The organism is Mesorhizobium yinganensis, from assembly GCF_040081985.1.
GTDB classification, from domain to species: domain Bacteria; phylum Pseudomonadota; class Alphaproteobacteria; order Rhizobiales; family Rhizobiaceae; genus Kumtagia; species Kumtagia yinganensis.
In genome coordinates this window covers 267645-292807 of the sequence record NZ_JBEBMH010000005.1, presented here as the reverse complement: position 1 = coordinate 292807, position 25163 = coordinate 267645, and the positions used below count along the sequence as shown (strand labels likewise).

General features: G+C 64.7%; 22 protein-coding genes. 11 read left to right on the top strand and 11 right to left on the bottom strand.

Going from position 1 to position 25163, the window contains the following annotated elements:
* The first annotated feature begins 140 nt into the window (after nucleotides 1-140).
* The 4 genes from ABMA59_RS13260 to ABMA59_RS13245 all read left to right on the top strand — a co-directional run bounded on the left by ABMA59_RS13260 (nucleotide 141) and on the right by ABMA59_RS13245 (nucleotide 7083).
* Nucleotides 141-4916 (top strand): NAD-glutamate dehydrogenase, encoded by a 4776-nt coding sequence (locus ABMA59_RS13260; RefSeq protein ID WP_349005827.1) that lies wholly within the window; start codon nucleotides 141-143, stop codon nucleotides 4914-4916.
* Between the two features lie 78 nt (nucleotides 4917-4994).
* Nucleotides 4995-5282 (top strand): ribbon-helix-helix domain-containing protein, encoded by a 288-nt coding sequence (locus tag ABMA59_RS13255; RefSeq protein WP_349005826.1) that lies wholly within the window; start codon nucleotides 4995-4997, stop codon nucleotides 5280-5282.
* Nucleotides 5279-5587: a type II toxin-antitoxin system RelE/ParE family toxin gene (locus ABMA59_RS13250; protein ID WP_349005825.1), complete on the top strand. Its 309-nt coding sequence runs from the start codon at nucleotides 5279-5281 to the stop codon at nucleotides 5585-5587. The genes ABMA59_RS13255 and ABMA59_RS13250 overlap by 4 nt, the downstream gene beginning before the upstream one ends.
* Nucleotides 5588-5706: 119 nt before the next feature.
* Nucleotides 5707-7083 (top strand): MFS transporter, encoded by a 1377-nt coding sequence (locus ABMA59_RS13245; protein ID WP_349005824.1) that lies wholly within the window; start codon nucleotides 5707-5709, stop codon nucleotides 7081-7083.
* Nucleotides 7084-7113: 30 nt separating this feature from the next.
* Here the strand turns inward: ABMA59_RS13245 and purH are convergent, their stop codons facing one another.
* The 4 genes from purH to htpX all read right to left on the bottom strand — a co-directional run bounded on the left by purH (nucleotide 7114) and on the right by htpX (nucleotide 13045).
* On the bottom strand, nucleotides 7114-8730 hold the full coding sequence (purH, locus tag ABMA59_RS13240; protein WP_349005823.1) for a bifunctional phosphoribosylaminoimidazolecarboxamide formyltransferase/IMP cyclohydrolase: 1617 nt from the start codon (nucleotides 8728-8730) through the stop codon (nucleotides 7114-7116).
* An 86-nt stretch (nucleotides 8731-8816) separates the two neighbouring features.
* Nucleotides 8817-10523: a heparinase II/III family protein gene (locus tag ABMA59_RS13235; protein WP_349005822.1), complete on the bottom strand. Its 1707-nt coding sequence runs from the start codon at nucleotides 10521-10523 to the stop codon at nucleotides 8817-8819.
* 93 nt (nucleotides 10524-10616) lie between these two features.
* Nucleotides 10617-12023, bottom strand: coding sequence for an RsmB/NOP family class I SAM-dependent RNA methyltransferase (locus tag ABMA59_RS13230; protein WP_425475912.1), 1407 nt, complete (start codon nucleotides 12021-12023; stop codon nucleotides 10617-10619).
* Entirely contained in the window at nucleotides 12014-13045 is a 1032-nt protein-coding gene (gene htpX / locus ABMA59_RS13225; RefSeq protein ID WP_349005820.1) for a zinc metalloprotease HtpX, read from the bottom strand. The genes ABMA59_RS13230 and htpX overlap by 10 nt, the downstream gene beginning before the upstream one ends.
* 70 nt (nucleotides 13046-13115) lie before the next feature.
* Between htpX and ABMA59_RS13220 the strand changes: the two genes are divergently transcribed.
* From ABMA59_RS13220 to ABMA59_RS13205, 4 genes are all read left to right on the top strand, one after another.
* Nucleotides 13116-13367: a DUF1674 domain-containing protein gene (locus tag ABMA59_RS13220; protein WP_425475909.1), complete on the top strand. Its 252-nt coding sequence runs from the start codon at nucleotides 13116-13118 to the stop codon at nucleotides 13365-13367.
* A 119-nt stretch (nucleotides 13368-13486) separates the two neighbouring features.
* Nucleotides 13487-14356: a transglutaminase-like domain-containing protein gene (locus ABMA59_RS13215; protein ID WP_349005819.1), complete on the top strand. Its 870-nt coding sequence runs from the start codon at nucleotides 13487-13489 to the stop codon at nucleotides 14354-14356.
* A gap of 92 nt (nucleotides 14357-14448) precedes the next feature.
* Entirely contained in the window at nucleotides 14449-14901 is a 453-nt protein-coding gene (locus ABMA59_RS13210; protein WP_349005818.1) for a thermonuclease family protein, read from the top strand.
* A gap of 404 nt (nucleotides 14902-15305) precedes the next feature.
* Nucleotides 15306-16574, top strand: a complete 1269-nt coding sequence (locus ABMA59_RS13205; RefSeq protein WP_349005817.1) for a class I SAM-dependent methyltransferase — start codon at nucleotides 15306-15308, stop codon at nucleotides 16572-16574.
* A gap of 45 nt (nucleotides 16575-16619) precedes the next feature.
* On the opposite strand, the gene ABMA59_RS13200 is transcribed toward ABMA59_RS13205, so the two are convergent.
* Complete coding sequence (locus ABMA59_RS13200; RefSeq protein ID WP_349005816.1) at nucleotides 16620-17369, bottom strand: MOSC domain-containing protein; 750 nt, start codon at nucleotides 17367-17369, stop codon at nucleotides 16620-16622.
* An 11-nt stretch (nucleotides 17370-17380) separates the two neighbouring features.
* Nucleotides 17381-19336, bottom strand: coding sequence for an acetate--CoA ligase (gene acs, locus ABMA59_RS13195; RefSeq protein ID WP_349005815.1), 1956 nt, complete (start codon nucleotides 19334-19336; stop codon nucleotides 17381-17383).
* A gap of 317 nt (nucleotides 19337-19653) precedes the next feature.
* Here acs and ABMA59_RS13190 point away from each other — a divergent pair, with 317 nt between their 5' ends.
* Complete coding sequence (locus ABMA59_RS13190; protein WP_349005814.1) at nucleotides 19654-19926, top strand: usg protein; 273 nt, start codon at nucleotides 19654-19656, stop codon at nucleotides 19924-19926.
* Between the two features lie 96 nt (nucleotides 19927-20022).
* Here the strand turns inward: ABMA59_RS13190 and ABMA59_RS13185 are convergent, their stop codons facing one another.
* A complete protein-coding gene (locus ABMA59_RS13185) occupies nucleotides 20023-20304 on the bottom strand; it encodes a GlsB/YeaQ/YmgE family stress response membrane protein (RefSeq protein WP_349005813.1) in 282 nt (93 codons plus the stop codon).
* Nucleotides 20305-20996: 692 nt separating this feature from the next.
* On the opposite strand from ABMA59_RS13185, the gene ABMA59_RS13180 reads away from it, so the two are divergent.
* The gene (locus ABMA59_RS13180) at nucleotides 20997-21959 is read left to right on the top strand and encodes a hypothetical protein (RefSeq protein WP_349005812.1); all 963 of its coding nucleotides are present in this window, start codon (nucleotides 20997-20999) and stop codon (nucleotides 21957-21959) included.
* 125 nt (nucleotides 21960-22084) lie between these two features.
* On the opposite strand, the gene ABMA59_RS13175 is transcribed toward ABMA59_RS13180, so the two are convergent.
* Both ABMA59_RS13175 and ABMA59_RS13170 read right to left on the bottom strand, forming a co-directional pair.
* A complete protein-coding gene (locus ABMA59_RS13175) occupies nucleotides 22085-22345 on the bottom strand; it encodes a hypothetical protein (protein WP_349005811.1) in 261 nt (86 codons plus the stop codon).
* A 132-nt stretch (nucleotides 22346-22477) separates the two neighbouring features.
* Nucleotides 22478-23113, bottom strand: a complete 636-nt coding sequence (locus ABMA59_RS13170) for a TetR/AcrR family transcriptional regulator (RefSeq protein ID WP_349005810.1) — start codon at nucleotides 23111-23113, stop codon at nucleotides 22478-22480.
* 100 nt (nucleotides 23114-23213) lie between these two features.
* Here ABMA59_RS13170 and ABMA59_RS13165 point away from each other — a divergent pair, with 100 nt between their 5' ends.
* Entirely contained in the window at nucleotides 23214-23612 is a 399-nt protein-coding gene (locus ABMA59_RS13165; RefSeq protein WP_349005809.1) for an ACT domain-containing protein, read from the top strand.
* Between the two features lie 2 nt (nucleotides 23613-23614).
* Here the strand turns inward: ABMA59_RS13165 and ABMA59_RS13160 are convergent, their stop codons facing one another.
* Together ABMA59_RS13160 and ABMA59_RS13155 are read right to left on the bottom strand one after the other, a co-directional pair.
* Nucleotides 23615-24073 carry a GNAT family N-acetyltransferase gene (locus ABMA59_RS13160; RefSeq protein ID WP_349005808.1) on the bottom strand — a complete coding sequence of 153 codons (459 nt, stop codon included), beginning with the start codon at nucleotides 24071-24073 and terminating at the stop codon, nucleotides 23615-23617.
* A complete protein-coding gene (locus ABMA59_RS13155; RefSeq protein ID WP_349005807.1) occupies nucleotides 24070-25104 on the bottom strand; it encodes an aspartate-semialdehyde dehydrogenase in 1035 nt (344 codons plus the stop codon). Before ABMA59_RS13155 ends, ABMA59_RS13160 begins: the two co-directional genes overlap by 4 nt.
* Nucleotides 25105-25163: the final 59 nt, after the last annotated feature.

Here is a 25163-nt window from a genome sequence, read left to right as displayed (position 1 = left end):
GCTTTTTGCGGGAGAACGGCGCCTCGCGTCACGCGGCGGTCATGCCGATCGCGCATTTTTTGGGCAATTGCACAAGCAGTGGGTCGAAAACCGTCCCCCTTCTGATAGCATGTGCCAAAACAACAGGTTGGAGGGCCGCGATGGCAACCGCCAGATCCACGACCAGCGCTAAAGCCAATGAAATCGGCTCCAAGGAAATATCGCTGCCGGGGCTGGCCGACCTTCTGCTGGCCCGGGCGCCGGCAGAGGACATGGCGGCATATGATCCTCCCATGCTCGCCAGGGCAGCGGAGATCGCCGCCGCGGCCGTCGCCCGCCATCACAAGGGCGAAAGCATCGTCGCTATCGATCGCGATGCCGGCATCAGCCGCGAGGCATTGCCGGTAACGGTCATCACCGTCGTCAACGACAATATGCCCTTCCTGTTCGACTCGGTGCTGGGCGAGATCACCGAAGCAGCGGGCGAGCCGACGCTGGTGACCCATCCCGTACTCGTGGTGCGCCATGGCGAGAGCGGCGTCGAGGAGATTTTGGGCGACAGCTCCGCGCGGGACCTTGCGGCCGATCGGCTGAGCGTCATCCATGTGCACGTCAAGCCGTTGTCGGCGGAAGAAGCACAGAAGCTGGAGGAGCGGCTCCGCAATGTTCTCGCCCAGGTTCGCGCCGCGACCGCCGATTGGAAGCCGATGCTCGCCCGCCTCGACCGGGCGATCACCGAATTCCGTTACTCGCCGATCCCGCTTGAAAAAACCGCCCTGACCGAGGCGATCGCCTTCCTGGAATGGCTGCGCGACGACAATTTTACCTTCCTCGGCATGCGCGAGTTCAACTACCAGGGCGGCGAGAAGACCGGCACGCTGGAGCGTTCAGAGAAGCGCGGCCTCGGCATCCTCGCCGACCCGGACGTGCGGGTGCTCAGGCGCGGCAACGACGAGGACGGACAGACGACCCCGGAAATCCGTGCCTTCCTGCACGGGCCCGAGCCGCTGATCGTCACCAAGGCCAACGCCAAGTCGGTGGTCCACCGCCGCGCCTATCTCGACTACATCGGCGTGAAGACCTATTCGCCCGAAGGCGAGCTTGCCGGGGAGTTGCGCATCGTCGGCCTGTTCACCTCCACTGCCTACACGCGCTCGGTGATGAAGATCCCCTATCTGCGTTCCAAGGCCGAAACCATCATCCAGAAATCCGGCTTCGATCCGGGCGACCATTCCGGCAAGGCGCTGATCAACGTGCTGGAGTCCTATCCGCGCGACGAGCTGTTCCAGATACCGATCGCCGTTCTCCAGTCGCATGCGGAATCGATCCTGGGCCTGGTCGAGCGCCCGCGCATTCGCGCGCTGGTGCGCGTCGACCAGTTCGACCGCTTCGTCTCGGTTCTCGTCTTCGTCCCGCGCGACCGCTACGATTCCATCGTCCGCGAAAAGATCGGGCAATATCTGAAGACCGTCTTCGACGGCCGGCTCTCGGCCTATTACCCCGCCTTCCCGGAGGGAGGGCTGGCGCGCGTGCATTTCATCATCGGCCGTTCCGGCGGCAAGACGCCTCATGTCGAGCCCCAGGCGATCGAGGCGGCGATCCGCGACATCGTGCGGACCTGGGAGGATGCGCTGCGCGACGAGGCCGCCGCCTCCGGCCTCGACGAAAAACTTGCGGCGGTCGCCGCGAAATTTCCGGAAAGCTACCGCGGCAGCTTCAGCGCCGCCGAGGCGCTGGCGGACGCCAGGCGCGTTTCCGGCCTTTCGGCGGAAAAACCCATCGCCATCGACTATTACCGCCATGCCGACCAGCCGCAAAAACAGGCGGCGCTGAAGATCCATCATTTCGGCGAGCCGGTCACGCTGTCGCGGCGCGTGCCCATGCTGGAAAACATGGGTTTCCGCGTCATCAGCGAGCGCACCTTCGAGATCGACCGGGACGACGGCGGCCGGGTCTTCATCCACGATATGGAACTGAAGAACGCCTTCAACAAACCGATCGACCTTTCCGACGGCGGCAAGCTGCTGGAGGACGTGCTGCTGTCGGTCTGGCACGGCCGCGCCGACAATGACGGCTACAACGCGCTCGCCCAGACCGCCGGCCTGTGGTCGAAGGAGATCGTCATCCTGCGCGCCTATGGCCGCTACCTCCAACAGGCCGGCATTCCGCAGAGCCAGGACGTCATCGCCAACGTCCTGAACCGCTATCCGGAGATCGCGCGCGGCCTGTTCCAGCTTTTCGTCGCCATGTTCGACCCTGCCGGCAAGGACGGCGAGGTCGCCGTGAAACATCTGACGGCCAAGATCAAGGAAGCGCTGGAGGAGGTGCCGAATCTCGACGACGACACCATCATCCGGCGCTATCTCAATCTCGTCGAAGCCTCGCTGCGCACCAACCATTTCGCCCCGGCCACCGACAAGCCGCGCTCGCTGGCGATCAAGCTGGACTCGCGGTCGCTGGTCGGCCTGCCCGAGCCCAGGCCGTGGCGCGAGATTTTTGTTTACGGGCCACAGGTCGAGGGCGTGCACCTGCGCTTCGGACCGGTCGCGCGCGGCGGCCTGCGCTGGTCGGACCGGGCCCAAGACTACCGCACCGAAGTGCTCGGCCTGGTGAAGGCGCAGCAGGTGAAGAATGCGGTCATCGTTCCGGTCGGCGCCAAGGGCGGCTTTTTGCCGAAGCGCCTGCCGCCGGCCTCCAGCCGCGACCTGTGGTTCGAGGCAGGCCGGCAGGCCTACATCAACTTCGTCTCCAGCCTTCTGTCGGTCACCGACAACATCGATCTCAAGGGCATCGTGCCGCCGCAAGGCGTGACGCGCCGCGACGCCGACGATCCGTATTTTGTCGTCGCCGCCGACAAGGGCACGGCGACCTTCTCCGACACGGCCAACGCCATCAGCCAGGCGCATGATTTCTGGCTGGACGACGCCTTCGCCTCCGGCGGTTCGGCCGGCTACGACCACAAGAAGATGGGCATCACCGCCAAGGGCGCCTGGGAGGCGGTGAAGCGCCACTTCCGCGAGATGAACCGCGACATCCAGAAGGAGCCGTTCACCGTCGTCGGCGTCGGCGACATGTCCGGCGACGTGTTCGGCAACGGCATGCTTCTGTCGCCCGAAATCCGCCTGATCGCCGCCTTCGACCACCGCGACATTTTTATCGACCCCACGCCGGACGCGGCGGCGACGCTGGCCGAGCGCCAGCGCCTGTTCGATCTGCCGCGCTCGAGCTGGCAGGACTACGACAAGGCGAAACTGTCGGAAGGCGGCGCGATCATATCGCGCACGCAGAAATCGGTGACCCTGTCGGAGACGGCCGCCGCCGCGATCGGGCTCAAGAAAACTACTGCCTCGCCGGCCGAGATCATGAAGGCCATTCTCCAGGCGCCGGTCGATCTCTTGTGGTTCGGCGGCATCGGCACCTATGTCCGCGGCAGCGGCGAGACCAACCAGGAGGTCGGCGACCGCGCAAACGACGCCATCCGCGTCACCGCTTCGGAAGTCCGTGCGAAAGTCATCGGCGAAGGCGCCAATCTCGGCGTCACCCAGCGCGCCCGCATCGAGTTCGGCCTCAACGGCGGCGCCTGCAACTCCGACGCCATCGACAATTCCGCCGGCGTCAACTGCTCGGACGTCGAGGTCAACATCAAGATCGCGCTGGCTTCCGCCATGCGCAAGGACGGCCTGACGCGGCCTGCCCGCGACAAGCTACTGGCGGAGATGACGCCGGACGTCAGCGAACTGGTGCTCTCCAACAACTACCAGCAGACGCTGGCGCTCTCCTTGCAGCGGAAGCGCGGGCTGGCGGACATGCCGCACCAGGCGCGTTTCATGTCCGGCCTGGAAGCGCGCGGCCTGCTCGACCGGACCGTGGAGACGCTGCCGTCGGATGCCGCGCTCGCCGAGCGGCAGGCGCGCGGCGAGCCGCTGACGCGGGCCGAGCTCGGCGTGCTGCTCGCCTACGCAAAGATCGTGCTGTTCTCCGACCTCGTCGCCAGCGACGTGCCGGACGATCCGCATTTCGAGCGTGACCTGCTCGGCTATTTCCCCGACAGGATGGCGAAGAAATACGAGGGAGACATCAACGAGCACCGGCTGCGCCGCGAGATCGTGTCGCGCGTGCTTGCCAACGATCTCGTCAACCGCGGCGGACCGTCCTTCCTTAGCCGGCTTCAGGATGCCACCGGCCGCAGCGCCGCCGACGTGGCGAAAGCCTTCATAGTGGTGCGCGACGGATTCGATCTGCCGGCGCTCTACGCGGAAATCGACGCACTCGACAACCTGATCGACGGCCAGGTGCAACTCGACCTCTATCAGTCGGTGGGGCGCATGCTGTTCCTCGAAACCGGTTGGATGCTCAAGAACGACCATTCCGGCGAACCGGTCGGCGTCCGCATCGCCGAACTGCGGGATGCCCGAAAAGCACTCGAGCCGAAACTGGCCGCCCTGCTGCCGACTTATCCGAGGGCGAAACTCGACGAGCGGCGGCTGGCTTTCGTCGCCGCCGGCGCGCCCGAAGCACTTGCCGAAAAACTCGCCAATGCCGACGCGATCCAGATGGTCCCGGAAATCGCCTTGGTGGCGCGTACCGCCGGTGCCGGTATCATCGACGCCGCCAAGGCTTACCTTGCGGTCAGCGAGGCATTCCGCATCGGCCGGATCGAGGACGCCGCTCGCGCAATTGCGCCGGCCGACTACTATGAAGGGCTGGCGCTGGCACGCGCGCTCGACACGATCGGCGCGGCCGGCCGCGGCATCGCCGCGTCGGCACTAACCGCGCACGGCAAGGGCGGCGAACCGGTCGTGCACTGGCTGGAGGCTGGCGGAGAGCGGGTACAGCGCACGCGCGAGCGGCTGCAGGCGCTGACGGAGGGCGGCGACATCACCGTGTCGCGGCTGTCCGTGGCGGCAGGGCTGATGCATGACCTGACAGCGTTGTGAGGATTTGTCGCGAGGCTTTCTCGCCGGTCCGAAGAGGGGTATGATTAAATCATACACCTCAATCTTTGGACGGCTGCCATGCGCACGACCCAGGCCCTGACGATCACCCTCCCGCTGGAAATGGCGCAAATGGTCAAGGACAAGGTGACGTCCGGCCAATACGCTACCGAAAGCGAGGTCATCCGCGACGGGTTGCGTTCACTCGCCGCCCGCGACGCGGCAATCGAAAAATGGCTGGTCGAGGAGGTCGTTCCGACGCTGACAGCGCTCGACGCTGATCCATCGCGGGTCATTCCGGCTGATGAAGCCTGGCGACGCATCCAGGCGCATATGGATGCGCGCACTCTCAAGAAACGTGGCGAATGAACTACCGGGTCGCCCTGTCGCCGGAGGCGATACGCGATTTTCAAGCGCTATACGATTATCTGTTGCCGCGAGCAGGCGAACGCACAGCAGCGAGCTACGTGGGCAAGCTTTATGCATACTGCATGGAGTTGCGGACATTCCCGCGTCGCGGCATGCGAAGGGACGACCTCCATCCCGGGTTGCGGATCGTCGGCCACCGCCGCAAAGCGAGCATCGCATTCCGTATAGACGGCGATGTCGTCACCATCGTTCGGGTTTTTCATGGCGGCCAAGACATCGCTTTTGAGGACGACGTGCAGAGCTGACGGCCATTGCGGCGCCGCGTGAGACGTGCGAACCCTGCAACGCTGAATGGCTGGTTGGGGATGCTTTGGCACATCCCGCATCTAGCATCGCAGTTCGGCCGCAATGTGAGGGTGCCAGGATGACCGCAACCACCGTCGATGCCGTTCCACGGCGCGGCATCTGGGGCTGGATGCTGTTCGACTGGGCGGCGCAGCCGTTTTTCACTGTCGTGACCACTTTCATCTTCGGCCCGTATTTCGTGTCGCGCATGGCCGGCGACTCTACGTTGGGATTGGCCGCCTGGGGCTGGGGCGTGGGCGCCGCCGGCCTCGCCATCGCCATCCTGTCACCGGTGCTGGGCTCGATCGCTGACCAGACCGGACGGAAAAAGCCGTGGATCATGTTCTTCGCGGCGATCAAGATCACCTGCCTTACGATGCTCTGGTACGCGGCGCCGGGGTCGAGCCTTGTCGAGGTGCTTTTCTTCTTCTGCCTCGCCACCATCGCCGCCGAATTTTCGATCGTCTTCAACGATTCGATGATGCCACGCCTGTTCTCGAAAGAGGAAACGGGCCGGGTGTCCAATATCGCCTGGGGCCTCGGCTACCTCGGCGGCATGATCGCGCTGATCTTCGTGGTCACCTTGCTCGCTGCCTTGCCGGAGACTGGCAGGACCATCGTCGGCCTGCCGCCTCTATTCGGGCTCGATCAGGCGCAGGGCGAGGACGCCCGCGCCACCGGGCCGCTGGCGGCGTTGTGGTACTTCGTCTTCATCCTGCCAATGCTGTTCTTCACGCCTGATGGCGCTCGGGGCATGCCGCTTGGCCCCGCCATCCGCACCGGCCTTTCCGAACTGAGGTCAACTCTCACGGAAGTGCGCCGGCGGTTCGGCCTTGTCCGCTTTCTCGTCGCCCGCATGATCTATCAGGACGGCGTCAACGCGCTGCTGGCGCTGGGTGGGGCCTTTGCGGCAAAGATGTTTGGCTGGACGGTGACCGAATTCGGCATCTACGGCATCATCCTCAACGTCATCGCCATATTCGGCTGCTTTGCGGCGAGCCGCCTCGACACCGCTTTCGGCTCGAAATGGGTGGTGATCGTCTCTCTGATCCTGCTGACGCTTGCGACGATCGGCATCGTCTCGACCGGGCCGGGTTTCACCCTGTTCGGACTGATCGATCTATCGACCGCCGACAGCGGCGGCATGTTCGGCACCGCGGCGGAGAAGGCCTACATCGCCTACGGCCTGCTTATCGGCATTGCCTTCGGGCCTGTGCAGGCGTCGTCGCGCTCCTACCTGGCGCGCAGCGTAACGCCGGAGGAGGCGGGGCGCTATTTCGGCATCTATGCGCTCGCCGGACGGGCAACCAGCTTCGCAGCGCCCTTCATGGTCGCGACCGTTGCTGCCGTGACCGGCTCCGAGCCAGCCGGCATGGCGATGATCCTGCTGTTCCTGGTCGTCGGTCTGCTGATCCTGCTGCGCACGCCTTATCCCGCCGATCGGCCCGTCCGCTGAGTTACGTCCGGCCCGCCGGCGGGATTCGGATCAGTGCCGAAAATGCCGGACGCCGGTAAACACCATGGCGATGCCGTGCGCGTCGGCCGCCGCGATCACATCCTCGTCTCGCATTGAACCGCCCGGCTGGATGACCGCCGTGGCCCCGGCCTCCACTGCCGCCAGCAGCCCGTCGGCGAAGGGAAAGAAGGCGTCGGAGGCGACCACCGATCCCTTCGTCAGCGGCTCGGCCAGTCCGGCGGCCTCGGCTGCGTCCAGCGCCTTGCGCGCGGCGATGCGGGAAGAGTCGACGCGGCTCATCTGGCCGGCGCCGATGCCGACCGTCGCGCCGTCCTTCGCATAGACGATGGCGTTCGACTTCACGTGCTTGGCAACGCGGAACGCGAAGCGCATGTCGGAAAGTTCGCTCTCGCTCGGCGCGCGCTTCGTCACCACCTTGAGGTCGATCGCATCGACGACCGCATTGTCGCGCGACTGCACCAGCAAGCCGCCTGACACCGACTTCACCGTCACGCCCGCCGTAGCAGGATTAGGCAGGCCGCCGGTGACCAGCAGGCGCAGGTTCTTCTTCGCCGCGATGATCGCTTGGGCCTCCTCGCTCGCCTCCGGCGCGATGATCACCTCGGTGAAGGTTTTCACGATCTCCTCCGCCGCTTCGGCGTCGAGCAACCGGTTGACCGCGACGATGCCACCGAAGGCCGAGACCGGATCGCAGGCCAGCGCCTTGGCATAGGCCTCGCGCAGCGAGACGCCGACGCCGACGCCGCAAGGGTTCGCGTGCTTGATGATGGCGACCGCGGCGGAGCGGGCCGGATCGAACTCGCCGGCCAATTCGAAGGCGGCATCCGTGTCGTTGATGTTGTTGTAGGAAAGCTGCTTGCCTTGCAGTTGTTTCGCCGTGGCAACGCCGGGCCTTTTGTCCCCGGTAACATAAAAGCCAGCGGACTGGTGCGGGTTCTCGCCGTAGCGCATAACCGTTTCCAGTCTTCCGCCGAAGGCGCGCCAGGCAGGATGCTCGACGTCCAGCGTCTCCGCGAACCATTGCGAGATCGCCGCGTCATAGGCCGCCGTGCGGGCAAAAGCCTTGGCCGCCAGCTTCTTGCGGAACTCCAGCGTCAGGCTGCCGGTGTTGAGCTCCAGCGCGTTGAGCACCGCCGCATAGTCGTCCGGCTCGGTGACGACAGTCACATAGGCATGGTTCTTGGCGGAGGCACGCACCATCGCCGGTCCGCCGATGTCGATGTTTTCCACCACCGACGGATAATCCGCGCCGGACTGGCGCACCTCCTCGAACGGATAGAGATTGACCACGACCAGGTCGATCGGCTCGATCCGGTTGGCGCGCATCGCCTCTGAATGTTCCGGATCGTCGCGAATGCCGAGGAGGGCTCCATGCACCGCCGGATGTAATGTCTTCACGCGCCCATCCATGATCTCGGGAAACCCCGTCAGGTCGGACACGTCGCGCACCGCGATGCCGGCGGCGGCAATCGCCTTGGCCGTGCCCCCGGTCGAGACCAGTTCGATGCCGAAGACTGTCAGCGCCCGGGCGAACTCGATCAGCCCGGTCTTGTCCGACGCCGAAAGCAGCGCGCGGCGGACCATGACCAGATCGGGCGCGGGAATGTTTTTCGAGGCAACGGCCATGGCAGGACCCTTCAATCTGGATTCAGGAGGCTGGCGCGGGCCTAACACAGGTTTTCCGGAAATCAAGCCAGGCGCGCAATCCGCCGTCACACCTGCGGCATGTTCAACTCACGGCGTTTCTTCTGCAATTGCCACTGCACCTCCGTCACCTCGGAGGCACGGAACGCCAGCACGATCTGCCGGCTGCGGCGCGGGCCGCCGAGCGCGGCGAAGAAGATCGATTCCTCGACCCGGGGGGCAACGCTGCTGGAGAGGAACCAGCGGTCGGCCTGCGGCGGCGCAAGCACGAGCCGCCCCTTGCTGTCGCGAAAGAGCTCGACGTCCGGATGGAGATGGAACCGGATCGTGACCGCGTCGTCTTCCGACATGCGCCCGCCCTGCGGCATGAAGCGGTCGACGCCGGAAAGATTGTCGCCGTCGGCCGACAGGGTCATCCGGCGCTCATGGAAAATACCGAAACGCCTGACATAGCCGTCATGGCCGGCGATAAACCCCTGGCTTCCCGGCTGGTCGAGCCGGTCGCAGCGAACCTCATGCGGCCCGTCCACCAGCGGCGCGCCGATGATGCTGCTGATGCGCTCCGCATGGTTGAACCGCGCCAGCGACGTATCGTTGATCGAGGCCGTGGAATGGGCAGCCGTAGCGCGGCCGAGCGGACGGAACTCGTCGGCGCCATAGGTGTCGACGCCGGCATTGACGATGAACTGGTGCCGGCCCGACGACAATTCGAAGGACAGGCAGCCGGCATGAGCGGCCTCGGCGACCTCCAGGGGCGGCAGCGCTCCAGTATCGGCGATCACCACCGTCCCGCCCATGGCGAGCCGCTCGTAGCCGGAATGCGGCGCGTGCAGCAGCGGCGCGCCGGCCGTGTCGTCATGGCGCAGGATGGCGGACACGCGTTCGTGGATGGTAACGCCCATGCCGTTGAAATGCGCCAGGCTGCCGTCTGCGTGACGGAAGAAGCGCAGCGCCGGCAGCATGCGCTCGACGGCGCCGAAAAGTGCCTGCGGCGGCGATTCCGCCTGGTTGGCATAGGTCTGGCGCAGCGGCAGCAGGTCCGCCAGCAGTTCCATGATGGCCATCGGGTTGCGCGAGATATGGCCGCCGTCGGGAAGGATCTGGCGCTCCAGTTCGTCCGCGAGATTGCGCGTGGCGTTGCGCAGCGCCGAAGGCGGCGCCGGCAATGACAGCGCCGCATAGGCCAGCGCGATGCGGGCGCGCAGCCTCCCCTCGCCCTCGGGCATTTCCCGCACCACCGAGCGCAGATAGCGGATCTGCATCGCCAGCGATCTCAGGAACGACCGGTAGAATGGGAATTCGGCGCCTTGCAGGACGACCGACGAGTGCTGCAGCCAGGCGATGATGCGCTTGGCCGTCGTCGCCGGCTCCCAGGCCACCCCCGCAATGTGCGAGCCATGCGCGGCGATCCAGTCCGACATCAGCGCGCGGGCATTGGCGGCGGCGAGTTCGGTGCCGGCGGCGCGCATGTGACGCAGCCAGCGAAAACCGTTCAGCGATTTCAGCCAGCCGCGATCCGCCACGTCCAGCAGGAAAGGCGAACGGCCCCCCGTCTCGACCATATGGCCGCTCAGCGGAAAACGGCCGTGATAGATTTCCACGGCGACCTGGGCATCGGCGAGGCGCAGATCCGGAGGGGCGATCAGCACGCGCTCCGGCGTACGGCCGCTGTAGCGCCAGCGGTAGAGCGGCCCCGTGCGCAGGCGACGGCGCGCCCGCCGCCAGTATTCCCTGGCGACCAGCGTCCACAGGCGCCTGGAACCGGCAACCGCCAAAAATTGCTCCCCCTACGCTTCGGCTAATCCGCGCCTTGTAGATGATTCAGCCGGTGCTGCGAAGGCGAAACGCGCTCGCTCGGCCGAACCGGCTCAAATCCTCCGGCGCAGCCGGGCGGCGAAAAATCCGTCCATGCCGGAAAGTGCGGCATCCGCCATCGGCATGTCCGCGGGCGTGGTGCGCAGCCAGCCTTCCGGCGTGATGAAATCGTCCATGCCGGCGAACTCGCCCCGGTCGATCGGCTCGGTAACGAACTCCGTATTCTGGGAAAGGAACTGTCGAACCATCTCCTCGCCTTCCAGCGGATCGAGCGAGCAGTTGGAAAAGACGATCCTTCCGCCGGGCTTGAGCAGACGCACGGCATGATCGAGCAGCCGGCGTTGCAGGCCGGCAAGCTTCTCTATGTCCGCGGGCGATTTCGTCCACGGCACGTCCGGGTGACGACGCACGGTGCCGGTCGACGAGCACGGCGCATCGAGCAGAACCGCGTCGAATGCTTCGGCAGGCGTCCAATCGATGGCATCGGCCTGAACGATGTCAGCCTCCAGCCCGAGTCGGTCGAGATTGGACCGCAGCCGCATCAGCCGGCTGCGCGAACTGTCGAGCGCGGTGACGATGGCGCCGGCCGCAACAAGCTGAGCCGTCTTGCCGCCGGGCGCGGCGCAAAGGTCGGCGACGCGCAGCCCCGCGACATTGCCGAGCAGCCTTGCCGGCAGCGCAGCCGCCGCGTCCTGCACCCACCACGCGCCCTCGGCATAGCCGGGCAGTTCGGCGACCGAGACTGGCAGCCTGCCCACACGGACCGATCCAGTCGGAAGCACGATGCCGCCGAAATCTTCCGCCCAGTGCCCCGGATCGGCCTTCACCGTGAAATCGGTCGGCGTTTCCAGCCGATGCGCGGCGAGGATTTTTTCCGCGCGTTCAGCGCCATAGGCCTCGCGCAGACGGGCAATAAGCCAGTCGGGCGCATCGGCGACCGTGGCCAGGGTTCGTGGCAGATCGGCAGCCTTGTCGCGCGCAATGCCCCTCAGCACGGCATTGACCAGGGCGGAAAAACGCGCGGTGCGCGGGTCGCCCTTGGCGTGCGTCACCGCCAGATCGACGGCCGCGCTGTCGGGCACGTCGAGAAACAGGATTTGCGCCGCGCCGACATGCAGGATGTGCGATAAGGTTGTCGCATTGGCCGGCAGGGGCGAGCGCAGCCGCGCCGCGACCTGCGCCTCGATCGTGCGTCGAAATCGCAAGGCTGTGACGAGGATGGCGCGGACCAGTGCGCGGTCGCGCTGGTCGAGCGCCCTGAATTGCGGGTGGCCGTGCTCCTGGTCGGTCAGGCCGTCCAGCGGCGTCTTCGCGTCGATCACCGCCGCCAGCAGGCGCGCCGCCGCCATGCGCGCGCCAAGCCCTGGCGCGGACTGTTCAGTGGGCCTGCCCGGCTTTGGAACCGATTGTTTGCTGCGTCGTCTGTCCCGCGGCGGCGATGCCTCGCCGCTCACGACCAGCGGCCTCTGCGCGGCCCGGTCGGATTGCGGCCCCAGGGATTGGCCTTGGGCTCAGGCTCCGGAGCGGGCTCGGAGGGTGCCGCCGACGGATTTCCCCAGGGGCCGCTGGTCGGCGTGGGTTTGCGGGCAGGCGCCTCGGCGCGTGGCTGCGGAGGGGGCTGGGCGGTCTGGCCCGAACCGAATTCCTGCGCCATCGCCTGCAGCGCGGCGATGCGGTTCTCCGTGTTCGGATGCGTTGAGAACAGATTGTCCATGCGCTCGCCGGACAATGGATTGATGATGAACAGCGGCGCGGTCGCGGGATTGCGCTCCGCATCGTCGTTGGGGATACGCTCGACATTGCGGGCGATCTTGTTGAGCGCCGAGGCGAGCCATAGCGGATGGCCGCAGATCTCCGCGCCACGCCGGTCGGCGGAATATTCGCGGGTGCGGCTGATCGCCATCTGCACGATGGCGGCGGCGAGCGGCGCGACGATCATTGCCACCAGCACGCCGATGAAACCGAGCGGATTGTTGTTCTCGCGATTTCCCCCGAAGAAGAAAGCGAAGTTGCCGAGCATGGAGATCGCGCCGGCAAGCGTGGCGGTGATCGTCATGGTCAGCGTGTCGCGATTCTGCACATGCGCAAGCTCGTGCGCCATCACGCCGGCGACTTCCTCATAGGAAAGGCGGTTGAGCAGGCCCGTGGTGGCCGCCACCGCCGCGTTCTGCGGGTTGCGGCCGGTGGCGAAGGCATTGGGCTGCGGATTGTCGATCAGATAGACCTTCGGCATCGGCAGGCCGGCCCGCGCGGCGAGGTCTCGCACGATGCGAAAATATTCCGGTGCGTTGCGCTCGTCGACCTCGACCGCATGGTGCATGCGCAGCACCATCTTGTCGGCGTTCCAGTAGCTGAACAGGTTCATGCCGGCGGCGATGAGGAAAGCGATCATCATGCCGCCCGCACCGCCGATCAGATATCCGACTCCCATGAACAGCGCCGTCATCAGCGCCAGAAGCATGGCAGTCCGCATGATGTTCATCGATCACTCCTTACCGGTCGATCCCAAGGGATTTGCTGCTATATGATGGGGAAGACGCGAGATTCTTTCAATGATTTCCGACAAGCCTGCAACGGTAGAAGGCACGGATTCGGGGGGCGACGAGGCACCGGCGCCCGCCCTCGGCGGGGCGGCAAAGCCGATGGCGCCCGCCGCGCGCCGGGCGCTTGAGGAGGCGGCCGCACGCCGGGCCGAGACCGAGGCGCGGGTGGCCGCCATGCCGCGCGAGTTCGGCGGCCGCGGCGGGCAGGAGCCCATCCGCTATGGCGACTGGGAAATCAAGGGCATAGCCAGCGACTTCTGAAGCCGCGGGAGGTGGTTCCGTCCGGGCGACGGCCCCTCGCAAGCGTCGGCTGAACGGAACCGAATCGCCCGGCACAGCGTTCTGGAGAACCTTCTTCCCCGGACACGGCGAGGCTTCTGATGCTCATTCGGCTCGGCTACGAAATCGCGATAAGCTGCTCCCAGCCGACGCCGGTGATCTCCCTTCTCGAAATCCACAACGAACGCCAGCCGGGCATCAAGCGGCAAACCCGAGTGCTGACCTCCCCCTCGGTGGCCACGCGCACATATAAGGACCTTTTCGGCAACATCTGCCGCCGTTTCACCGCGCCGGCCGGCGGCGTGCGCATACTCTACGACGCCGTCGTCGAGGACAGCGGCCTGCATGACGAGGCCAACACGCTGGCGCGGGAAACGCCGGTCGAGGAACTGCCGGACGATGTACTGGGCTATCTGCTCGGCAGCCGTTATTGCGAGACCGACCATCTGATGGATCTCGCGTGGCAACTCTTCGGCCATCTGCCGCCGGGCTGGGCGCGCGTGCAGGCGATCGTCGACTATGTCCACGCGCGCCTGTCGTTCGGCTACGGCTATGCCCGGGCCACGAGGACGGCGGCGCAGGCGCATGAGGAGCGCGTCGGCGTCTGCCGCGACTTCGCGCATTTGGCTATCACGCTCTGCCGTTGCATGAATATCCCGGCCCGCTACGTGAACGGTTATCTCGGCGATATCGGCGTGCCGGCCGATCCGGCGCCGATGGATTTCAGCGCTTGGATGGAGGCCTATCTCGACGGCAAATGGTATTCGTTCGATCCGCGCCACAATATTCCGCGCATCGGGCGTGTGGTCATCGCCCGCGGCCGCGACGCCACCGACGTGCCGCTGCTGCATACGTTCGGACCGCACTCGCTGTCGACCTTCAAGGTCTGGACCTACGAGCAGGGAGAGACCGAAACGCAGCCGCCGGTGAGAGCCGCAGATCGCATGATCGGCACGCATATGCTATCATAGGTTGAATTTTTTCGAGCCAGGACAACCGCGCTATAGGTTTGTGTTGCGCAACTCATGAAAGAGGAATAAATTCCTTTTCCATGAGTCGTCGTATGTTTTCTCGCCTTGGCATGGCGACCTTGCTCGCAGCAGCCGGATTCGTCTGCCTGTTTCCGTATCGGGCAACGTTTGCCGCCGTGGGTTTCGCCGGCCCGGTGGAAGCGCGGGTGCTTTCCGTCCTCGACGGCGACACCTTCATGGCGGAAGCCCATGTCTGGCCGGGGCAATTCGTGCGGATCAACGTGCGTATCAGAGGCGTGGATGCGCCGGAGATGAAGGGACGCTGCGCTTCGGAGCGGCAAGCGGCGCGGCAGGCACGCGACGTGCTGACGCTGATGCTCGGCGAGGAGCCCGTCATCATCTCCAACATCGGCGGCGCCAAATATTACGGCCGCGTGCTTGCCGACGTATTCACGTCCGATGGCGAGGAGGTCGCGCGGGTGCTGATCGAGGAAGGGCTGGCCCGGCCGTATCACGGCGGCAAGCGGCAAGGCTGGTGCAATTGATCTGCCACCCGCCATCGGCCCGATTTTGAGTTGCGGATGGCCGTTAGCAGCCCGCCAAAGAAAAAGGCCTCTGTCCCGACCGGGACAGAGGCCTTCCGTGTTTTTCGTCCAGCGCGGCCGTCAGCGGCGATCCCTGGGGATCACCTGCCGCACGTGATCGCGCTTCAGCGGGAAGACTGCTCCCCGAAAAGGCAATCCGCCGAGACCACACGCTGGGAAACGAATACACTCGACATCGGATCACCTCCTTTCGATTGGTTGAACACCAGCATATGATGGGGTCTCGCCGCCGGTTTGGCAAGAGCGGCCGCAACCTGCGGGCGTGCAAGCAGATTTCCGGCGTTGAACGGAGGATCAGGTCCTCATCGCAGGCTAGGCTATGAGGACTGCCCATGGGGGTGGGAATGGACGCAGGCGACAGGGCGATCCGCATCATCCGGGCGGCCGTCGATACGCTGAAACCGGCATTCGCGGTCAAGCTGTGGACGGGCGAGCGCCTCGGCCCTCCATCCGGCCCGACGCTCGTACTCAACGACCAGGCTATCGTCTGGCGCCTGCTCCGCTACCCCAAACTCGATACGCTGATCGAGATGTGGGTGTCGAAAGCGGTCGACATCGAGGGCGGAACGCTGTTCGACATCTTCGAACGCCGCTCGGATGGCAAGCTCAGGACAAAACTGAAAACCCTGCCGAAGCTCGGACTGCTCCGCGACCTGCCCATCATCCTGTTTTCCGGAAACCCGACGCGAAAAACCGCGGAGCTTGCGGGGCGCGACCCGTTCGTCAGCGGCTCGAGCGCCGAAGCGATCCGCCATCACTATGACATCTCCAACGCCTTCTACCGGCTCTTCCTCGACGATCGCATGGTCTATAGCTGCGGCTACTTCACCGATTTCGGCAACAGCATCGACCAGGCGCAGGCCGACAAGCTGGAGCATATCTGCAGGAAACTTCGGCTGAAGCCGGGCGACCGGCTGCTCGACATCGGCTGCGGCTGGGGCGCCATGCTGATCTACGCGGCAAAACACTATGGCGTCATTGGCCATGGCGTTTCGCTGTCGGAGCGGCAGACCGAACTTGCCCGCGAGCGCATCCGCGCCGAGGGGCTTGAGGACCGCATCACGATCGAGATCAAGTCCTATACGGAACTCACGGGCCATTTCGACAAGATCTGCTCGATCGGCATGTTCGAGCATCTCGGTATCGCCAACCACGCCACCTATTTCGCCAGCGTGCGCCGCCTGCTGAAATCCGACGGCATCTACCTCCATCACGCGATCACGAGGCGCTCGAAAGGCACGCTGCGCAAGACGCTGAAGAAGGGCGCCGAATACCGGGCGATCATCAAATACATTTTTCCCGGCGGCGAACTCGACACGATCGGCATGACGACGGGCAATCTCGAGGCGCACGGCTTTCTTGTCTACGACGTCGAGAATTTGCGGGAGCATTATGCCCGCACCTGCAGGCTTTGGGCCGAGCGCCTGCAGAGCCGCTTCGATGAGGCGGTAGCCGAGGTCGGCGAAGCCAAGGCCCGGCTGTGGCTGCTCTACCTCACCGGCTGCTCGATCACCTTCCAGCGCGGCTCGACGCAGATTTTCCAGACGGTCGCGGTCAAGCGCGGCAAGGGCTTGAGCATATTGCCGCCGACGCGCGCGGATCTCTATCGTTAGCGTGGGAAATGCTACCGCCTCCGGTCGAGCCGCCTCGACGCGGCTCTAAAGGAAGCGCATCGGCGCGCCGAGCGACACCAGCGCGGGGCGATCGACGGTACAGTAAACGCCCATATTGTGGGCGTTGTGGCGAACGAGGTTGCGCAAAATGTTCGGGTCGTTGTCAAAACCGTCCTGCGCGATGATGGTGAAGCCGCAGCGGCGGCACGGTTCTGAAATCGTCAGTTCCAAATCGCCGATCGCCAGCCGCCGGCCGATCCATTCCGTCTCGGGAAACGATCCCTCGACTTCCGGCATGTCGACCACGATGCTCGGCCGAAACCGCCGCGCATCTGGGGCGCCCTCCGGACAAAGCGCTTTCAGCCGCGCCATGGACGCCGTGGTGAGCAGATGCACCGGCGCCTTGCGGTAGCGTTCCGCCGTCAGCGGCCCGGCATAGGCATCGGAAACACTCTTTCGATCGAATGGGCGGATGGATGCCCTAAAGCCGAGATAATCCGACACCGCCTCGTCGCTTTCGCCACTCGGCGCCGACAGCCAACCGCTTTCCGGCATTGCGATTTCCAATAAACCGTCAGGCGAGAGCCGCGCCTTGATGCGCGGCACCTTGTGCCATTTGCGGTCGCCGTCGGGCCGGGCGATTTCGTCCGTCGCGACCTCGACCAACCCGAAAAGCCGGTCGCCGTAGGCGCCTGATAGGCCGATGTCGAGAATGCCCATCGGTTCGCCACCCAGCGAACTCGCCGGATAGCGCCACAGTCCGGATACGCGGCCGATCTCTTCCACGCGTGGCATCCCGACAGAAATCAAGCCTTCTTGTTCTGCCTGTTGGCGATCAGATCATCCACCACCGCCGGGTCGGCCAGCGTCGACGTGTCGCCCAGCGCTCCGAAATCGTCCTCGGCGATTTTTCGCAAAATGCGCCGCATGATTTTTCCGGACCGTGTCTTCGGCAGGCCCGGAGCGAATTGCATCTTGTCGGGCGAGGCGATGGCGCCGATCTCCTGGCGCACATGCGTGACCAGTTCCTTGCGCAGATCGTCCGATCCCTGCTCGCCGGCCATCAGCGTCACGTAGCAGTAGATGCCCTGGCCCTTGATGTCGTGAGGATAGCCGACGACCGCGGCTTCCGAGACCTTCGCGTGGCTGACCAGCGCCGATTCGACTTCCGCCGTGCCCATGCGGTGGCCCGACACGTTGATCACGTCGTCGACGCGGCCGGTGATCCAGTAGTAGCCGTCCTCGTCGCGGCGGCAGCCGTCGCCGGTGAAATATTTGCCCTTGTAGGTCGAGAAATAGGTCTGCACGAAACGCTCGTGGTCGCCATAGACGGTGCGCATCTGGCCGGGCCAGGAATCGCTGATGCAGAGATTGCCGCTGACGGCGCCCTCCAGAATATTGCCCTCGCCGTCGACCAGTTCCGGCTTGATGCCGAAGAATGGCCTTGTCGCGGAGCCGGCCTTCAGGTCCGTCGCTCCAGGCAGCGGCGTGATCATGATGCCGCCGGTCTCGGTCTGCCACCAAGTGTCGACGATCGGCACGTTGCCGTTGCCGACCACGTTGAAATACCACTCCCAGGCTTCCGGATTGATCGGTTCTCCGACCGAGCCCAAAACGCGCAGGCTCTGGCGCGATGTCTTTTTGACAAAGCCGTCGCCGGCGCCCATCAGGGCGCGCAGCGCCGTCGGCGCGGTGTAGAAGATGTTGACCTGGTGCTTGTCGATCACCTCCCAGAAGCGCGACTGCGAGGGATAGTTCGGCACGCCCTCGAACATCAGCGTGGTCGCGCCGTTGGCCAGCGGCCCGTAGACGATGTAGCTATGGCCGGTGACCCAGCCGACATCCGCTGTGCACCAGTAGATTTCTCCCTCATGGTAGTCGAAGACATATTGGTGGGTCATCGACGTCCAGACGAGATAGCCGGCGGTCGTGTGCAGCACGCCCTTCGGCTTGCCGGTCGAACCCGAAGTGTAGAGGATGAACAGCGGGTCCTCCGCCTTCATCTTCTCCGGCTTGCAGTGCGCCTCCACCGAGGCGACCTCGTCGTGATACCAGACGTCGCGGCCCGGCGCCCAGCCGACCTTGCCGCCGGTGCGGCGCACCACCAGCACGCTTTTGACCATGACGTGCTGGCGCGCGGCGATGTCGATCGCCTTGTCGGTATTTTCCTTGAGCGGAATGGTCTTGCCGCCGCGCAGACCCTCGTCGGCGGTGATCACGAAACTCGATTCGGCATCGACGATGCGGCCGGCCAGCGAGTCGGGAGAGAAACCGCCGAAGACGATCGAGTGGATGGCGCCGATGCGGGTGCAGGCGAGCATCGCATACGCCGCCTCGGGGATCATCGGCATGTAGATGGTGACGCGGTCACCCTTCTTGACTCCATGCTTCTTCAGCACATTGGCGAGCCGGCAGACGTGGCCGTAGAGCTCCTTGTAGGTGATCTTCTTGTCGTCATATGGATTGTCGCCCTCCCAGATGATCGCCACCTGGTCGCCGCGCTTCTTCAGATGGCGGTCGATGCAATTATAGGAAACGTTGGTCCGGCCGTCCTCGAACCACTTGATCGAGACCTTGCCCTGGTAGGAGGTGTTCTTGACCTTGGTGAAGGGCTTGAACCAGTCGATGCGCTGGCCGTGCTTGGCCCAGAACTTGTCCGGGTTCTTGATCGAGTCGGCATACCATTTCAGGTAGGTGTCGTTGTCGATCAGAGCGCGCTTCTTCCAGGCCGGTTGGACCTTGTGGACATGCACCTCGGACATTGTTTTTCCTCCCTTGCGCCGCGACCCATCTGCCATGTGTCGCTGCCCCGACGCCAGCCGGCCCGTGATTTTCGCCGGCATTATTATCAATTCGCCCCAAACGACAATATTAGACGTTGGGGGCGCGTGGCGGGATGCCGCATCGCCGGCGATTGCAGCCCGGCGCGGCTTGTCAGCACTCAGCCGGCTTCGCTGCCAAGTCACTGAAATTCTTGACAGAACCGGGATGCCTAAGGCGAAGTTATTAATTGACAGGTAACCGTTGCGTCGCACAATTTGCTTGGGAGGACTGTACGGCGCTCGAAACGAGGACTGCCATGCGAACGACTTGCGAAATGGAACTGATGCTCCAGGGCTACGGGCTTACCACCGCCAAGATCCTCTACCACTATCCCGACCATCCGCATCTGCTGCAGACCTATGTCTGGCAGGAATTCGACCTCGCGCCGAAGTTCCCGGTGCTGTTCAAGTTCCTGGACTTCTGGCAGGAAAAGCTGGAAGGGCCGCTGCACTCGGTGGCCTATACCCATCGCCGGCTGATCGCGCCCAATGAGTGGCGCAAGGTCGACGGCGAGATCGTGCTGCACTGAAGACCGGTTCCGCCGCACAAAATCCGGATGGCGGGGCGGCGGTCGCGCCCCGCTGAAAAAATCGCCGCGCGGTCCCCCTCCGCGCGGACTCCTGGTTCAAGCGCGTTTAATCAGCCCGACGATGACCAGGATGATGATCGCGCCGATCGCCGCCGCGATGATCGAGCCGATCATGCCGCTGCCCAGCGAAATGCCGATCTTCGGAAGCAGCCAGCCGGCGACGATCGCGCCGATTATACCCAACACGACGTTGCCGACGAGGCCGAAGCCGATGCCCTTGACGATCAGGCCGGCGAGCCAGCCGGCAATGCCGCCGACGATGATCCAGATGATGATGTTGTAGAGTAGGCTCGAGCCTTCGACGGCTGCGTTTTCCATTTAAGGTCCTCCTGCACCGACCATGGTCGCTGCCCGGCAGCGAATCCTCGCCATGGCCGAATCAAAGGATACGCCTCGCAGGCGGTCTTATCCAGCGGATGGTTGCCACCCCTTCCCGGCGCTCAGCCCTTGGGTGCAAATAGCGGGCCAGCAGCGTCCCTCTCCCCGTCTCTTTACCAGGGCAATCGCATATGGATTTGCTTTGACAGCGATCCTCCGCATCTCGCCTGCGCGAGACGCCGAGGCATCACCCCCACTCCGCCTTGCTACGCTCGCCACCTCTCCCCCTGCCCGGGGGAGAGGAAACGCGCTGCCGCGATACCGGCGCTTCTCCACCTTGGGTTCCTCTCCCCCGGGCAGGGGGAGAGGTCGCCCGAAGGGACGGTGAGGGGGTGATGCCGAAACGAGCCCGCGAAGCCGGATCGGAGCGGATAACTGTTCACATGCGATAGCCCTGATCTCTTTACGGGGAGAAGATTCCGGCAGGCAGGTAAGGGGCGGTTCTGATCGTCGAGGCAAGGGCGTGCAACCAAGACGTTGGAATTGCGGGGAAATCTCATCCCATTCGGTCACGCATGACGACCTCCGTCCCTATCGGCCGGCATTATTTTCCCGCCGTTTCTCCCCGCCCCTCCCCACCCGCGCGATAATCGCCTCAGCCCGTGCTGCGAAAGGAAACGGCTGTGTTGGCGATGGACTGGACTGCGGCGATCGACAAGAACCGGGAGGCGCTGAAGCGCATCCTCGCCATGCTCGTCGCCATGGCCGGGCTGGCTGCCGGAGCCAAGCCGGGCGCCGATGCCGGGCATGGCGCCGGAGAGCTTGGCGCTGGGGGACAGTTTTTTTTGTTTCCGCAGAAGGGCGCTGCCGCTGCAAGGCGGGCGCGGGCGGAAAAAAATAAACTGTCCCCGGCACTGACCCTGCCCCGCCGTCTCCACCGCGCCATCCTCAGACTGCTGCGTCCGGCCGAAGCGGCAGCTCGACGCCTGATCATCGTGGCCGCGCGTGGATTGTTGGTGACCTTGCCGCCGCGGCGCCCGCGAATACCGAAACCGAAAAACCCGGAACCGCTGCTGCGCGGCTTTGGCATCGCCGTCACCCTGTCGCGCGACGATCTCCGGCGCACCGCAGCGGCGAGACACGCCGCCGCCCTGCGTGCCGCCCGCCCGAAAACGCTCAGCCTGCCGCTGCTCGATCCGCTGCGAGACCCGTTCCGTGTCCAGCGCCGCTACCAGCCCGCGCACAGCGTGCCGCGCATCCTGTTTCCCGGCGTCGCCGATCCATCTTCCTTCCCGCGACCGCCATCGTCCCGCGATCCGATCAACGCGGAGCGTCTGGCGCTCCGACTGCAAGCGCTGGCTGCCGCCCTGGACGATCTGCCGGGCCAGGCAAGACGTTTTGCCCGCTGGAAGGCACGGCGCGACGCGGCACTCGCACGAGACAGGGACGCAGGCAAAGCAGGTACACAAACCCGACGGCGCGACGCGGCCAGTTCGCACAGCAAAGCTCGCCGCGCGAATTGGATCCGCCTCGGTCCGCTGAAACCCGGCCGGCCGCCCGGCTGGAGCCGAAAGCCCACCCATGACGTCCACGAGGTCTTGGACGTCGTCCACGGACTTGCCATGTGGGCGCTGGAGCCTGCCGACACGTCATGACCGGCGTCATTCCGGACAATGCAAACGTAGGCATCGACGGCCGGCGCGGATTTTTCGCGGCCTGGCGGCGATGGGTGCTGTCCGAGAGGACCTCGCTCATTCTGATGGCCCAGCCGGCCACCTGCCTAAAGGAAGTTCGGCACGACCCACGGATTGATCTCGATGCCCGAGCGCTCTCCACGTGGCGCCGGCGCGTTCCCGCCCGTCCGCTTCGGCACTGGATCGATGGATTGGGTCTTGAATTGGTCGAGCACCGGCCGCTCCACAGGCTTGACCACTCGGGTCTTGGCGGCGGGCGCCTCGGGTTGCTGCTTGACGGCATCCTTGGCGAAGAGCGGACTGGAGACGGCCACCATGACCGCCAGGGCAAGGGCTACTTGTTTCATGGCCAAATCCTTTCGTACATGTACGACGATATGTACACATACGGCATAGGGCGGTCGTGCGCAATGAGAATTTCGTACGCGTACGAATTTCTTTCCAAAACGTTAAAGGAGGCTGCGGGAGGCGGGTCTTTTTCAGCAGCGCCGCGGATCGTCCAGCGGCGGGACGGGCGCGCTGCGGATGCCCGCCAGCACGACTTGAATCGACCGCTCGACATAGGCGTCGCGGTCGCCGAACGGGTAGTTGGGAAAACTGATCAGCAGCGACACGGTGCCGTGCCCAAAGGTCCAGATCAGCGTGGCGATAGCGAACACGTCTCCCGCGAGCACGCCGGCATCGACGCAGGCCTGGACCCGCTGCAGCAGGAGCAGCAGCGCCGGATTGTCCTTGTGGATGCCCTGCAGATCCATGTCCGCGAAACCGGCGGGGTCGCGCGTCATGAAGACGGTGCGGTATTCGTTGGGATTGTCGAAGCCGAACGCCGCATATTCGCGCATCAGCTTGGTCAGAGCCTCAAGAGGGTCGGCGGGCGCGTCACGCTCCATGCGCCTTGCCAGCACCGCGAAGGCGTCCTGGGCCAGTGCGAACAGGATGGAATGCTTGTCCGGGAAATAGGAATAGACCGACATCGGGGCATAACCGACGCGCGCCGCCAGTTTTCGAATCGTCAGGCCTTCGTAGCCGTCTTCCTTGACCAGCGCGTGCGCGGCCTCGATCAATTCGGCGCGTATCTCGGCCTTCTGCGTTTCCCTGCGACTCCTGGCTGGCATGCTTGGCGGGCCTCCCGGCCTGGACTATACGCTGTACGGAAAACGCTTCAACGGCGATGCGGGTTGCACGAACAAGGTTTCGAGGATGGCAGGCCTTGCGATGACGGGAGAGACGAAGCTTGCGGCGCTGCTTGCCGGGATGCGGCCGTCACTCCAGCCGGGCATCTTCGTGTTCTGCAGCATGCCGAGCGGCCACGCCGTGCCGCAAGATGTCGAACCGGTCATGCTGTTCCGGGAAGCCGAAGGCACAACGCTGATCTTGAGCGAGGAAGAGGCCGACGCCGCCGGTCTGCCAAAAACCTTCCCGTGCCGGATGATCACGCTGGAGATTCATTCTTCATTGGAAGCGATAGGTTTCCTGGCCGCCATCACCACGCGGCTGGCAGCGGCCGGCATGGGCGTCAACCCGGTCTCGGCATTCTACCACGACCATTTGTTCGTGCCGGCCGGCAGCGCGGAAGAGGCGATGGCGATCCTGCGGGAAATGACGCAGGGCTGAAGTCAGCGCCTGCGGACATAGAGTATGTCCGGCAGTTTTTCCTCATTGCCGCTGCCGTCGCCAAAAACCTCGGCTTGAAAGCCGTGCCGTTCATAGAAGCGGCGGGCGCCGGAGTTGGCCTGGAAGCAATAAAGTCTGACCACCGGCATGGTCTCGACCGCCTGCGCGAGCAACCGGCTGCCGATGCCGCCGCCGGTGAAGGCCGGATCGAGATAGAGCTGTTCAATCCATTCGCCTTTCACGGCGATGAAGCCGACGATGTTTTCGCCGGCCTCTGCGACCGCAACGATCTGACGGGGAAGAACCCGGTCGGCGATGAAGGCAAGATCTTCATCGGGCGTATGCAGCACCGGCATCCAGTCGAAGGACGCCAGCGCCGCCCGCATAGTCCGCGCTATGCCGCCCGCGTCAGCCTGATTTGCCCGACGCAGCACGACCTGCCGCGAAGCAGCGGCTTTCAAGCCGCCTTCTTCTTCGGCTTCACCAGCCCGCGTGCCACCAGCAGTTCGGCGATCTGGATCGCATTGAGCGCCGCGCCCTTGCGCAGATTGTCGGAGACGATCCACAGGTTGAGGCCGTTGTCGAGCGTCGAATCCTCGCGGATGCGGCTGATATAGGTCGCGTCCTCGCCGGCCGATTCCAGCGGCGTGATGTAGCCGCCGTTCTCGCGCTTGTCGATCACCTGGCAGCCCGGCGCCTCGCGCAGGATGTCGCGCGCCTCGTCGGCGGTGATCGGCTTCTCGAATTCGAGATTGACCGCCTCCGAATGGCCGATGAACACCGGCACGCGCACGCAGGTCGCCGTCACCTTGATCTTGGGGTCGAGCATCTTCTTGGTCTCGGCCACCATCTTCCACTCTTCCTTGGTCGAGCCGTCCTCCATGAAGACGTCGATATGGGGAATGACGTTGAAGGCGATGCGCTTGGTGAACTTCTTGGCTTCGACCGGATCGGCGACGAAGACGGCGCGGGTCTGCTGGAACAGTTCGTCCATGCCTTCCTTGCCGGCGCCCGACACCGACTGGTAGGTCGAGACGACCACGCGCTTGATGGTGGCCGCGTCATGCAGCGGCTTCAGCGCCACCAGCATCTGCGCGGTCGAGCAGTTCGGATTGGCGATGATGTTGCGCCTGGTATAGCCGTCGATGGCGTCCGGGTTCACTTCCGGCACGATCAGCGGCACGTCCTGATCGTAGCGCCAGGCCGACGAATTATCGATGACGATGCAGCCCTGCTTGCCGATCTTGGGCGACCATTCCTTGGAGACGTTGCCGCCGGCCGACATCAGGCAGATGTCGGTGTCGGAAAAGTCGTAGGTGTCGAGCGCCTTGACCTTCAGCGTGCGGTCGCCGAACGACACTTCCGTGCCGACCGAGCGCCGCGACGCCAGCGCCACCACTTCGCCGACCGGGAAGCCGCGTTCCTCCAGAATGTTCAGCATCTCGCGGCCCACATTTCCCGTGGCGCCGACAATCGCTACCTTGAATGCCATGTTACCTGCTCCTGTCCCTCACCGCTTTGCTCTGGGAAAACCCGCTGGCCGGCGCGGGT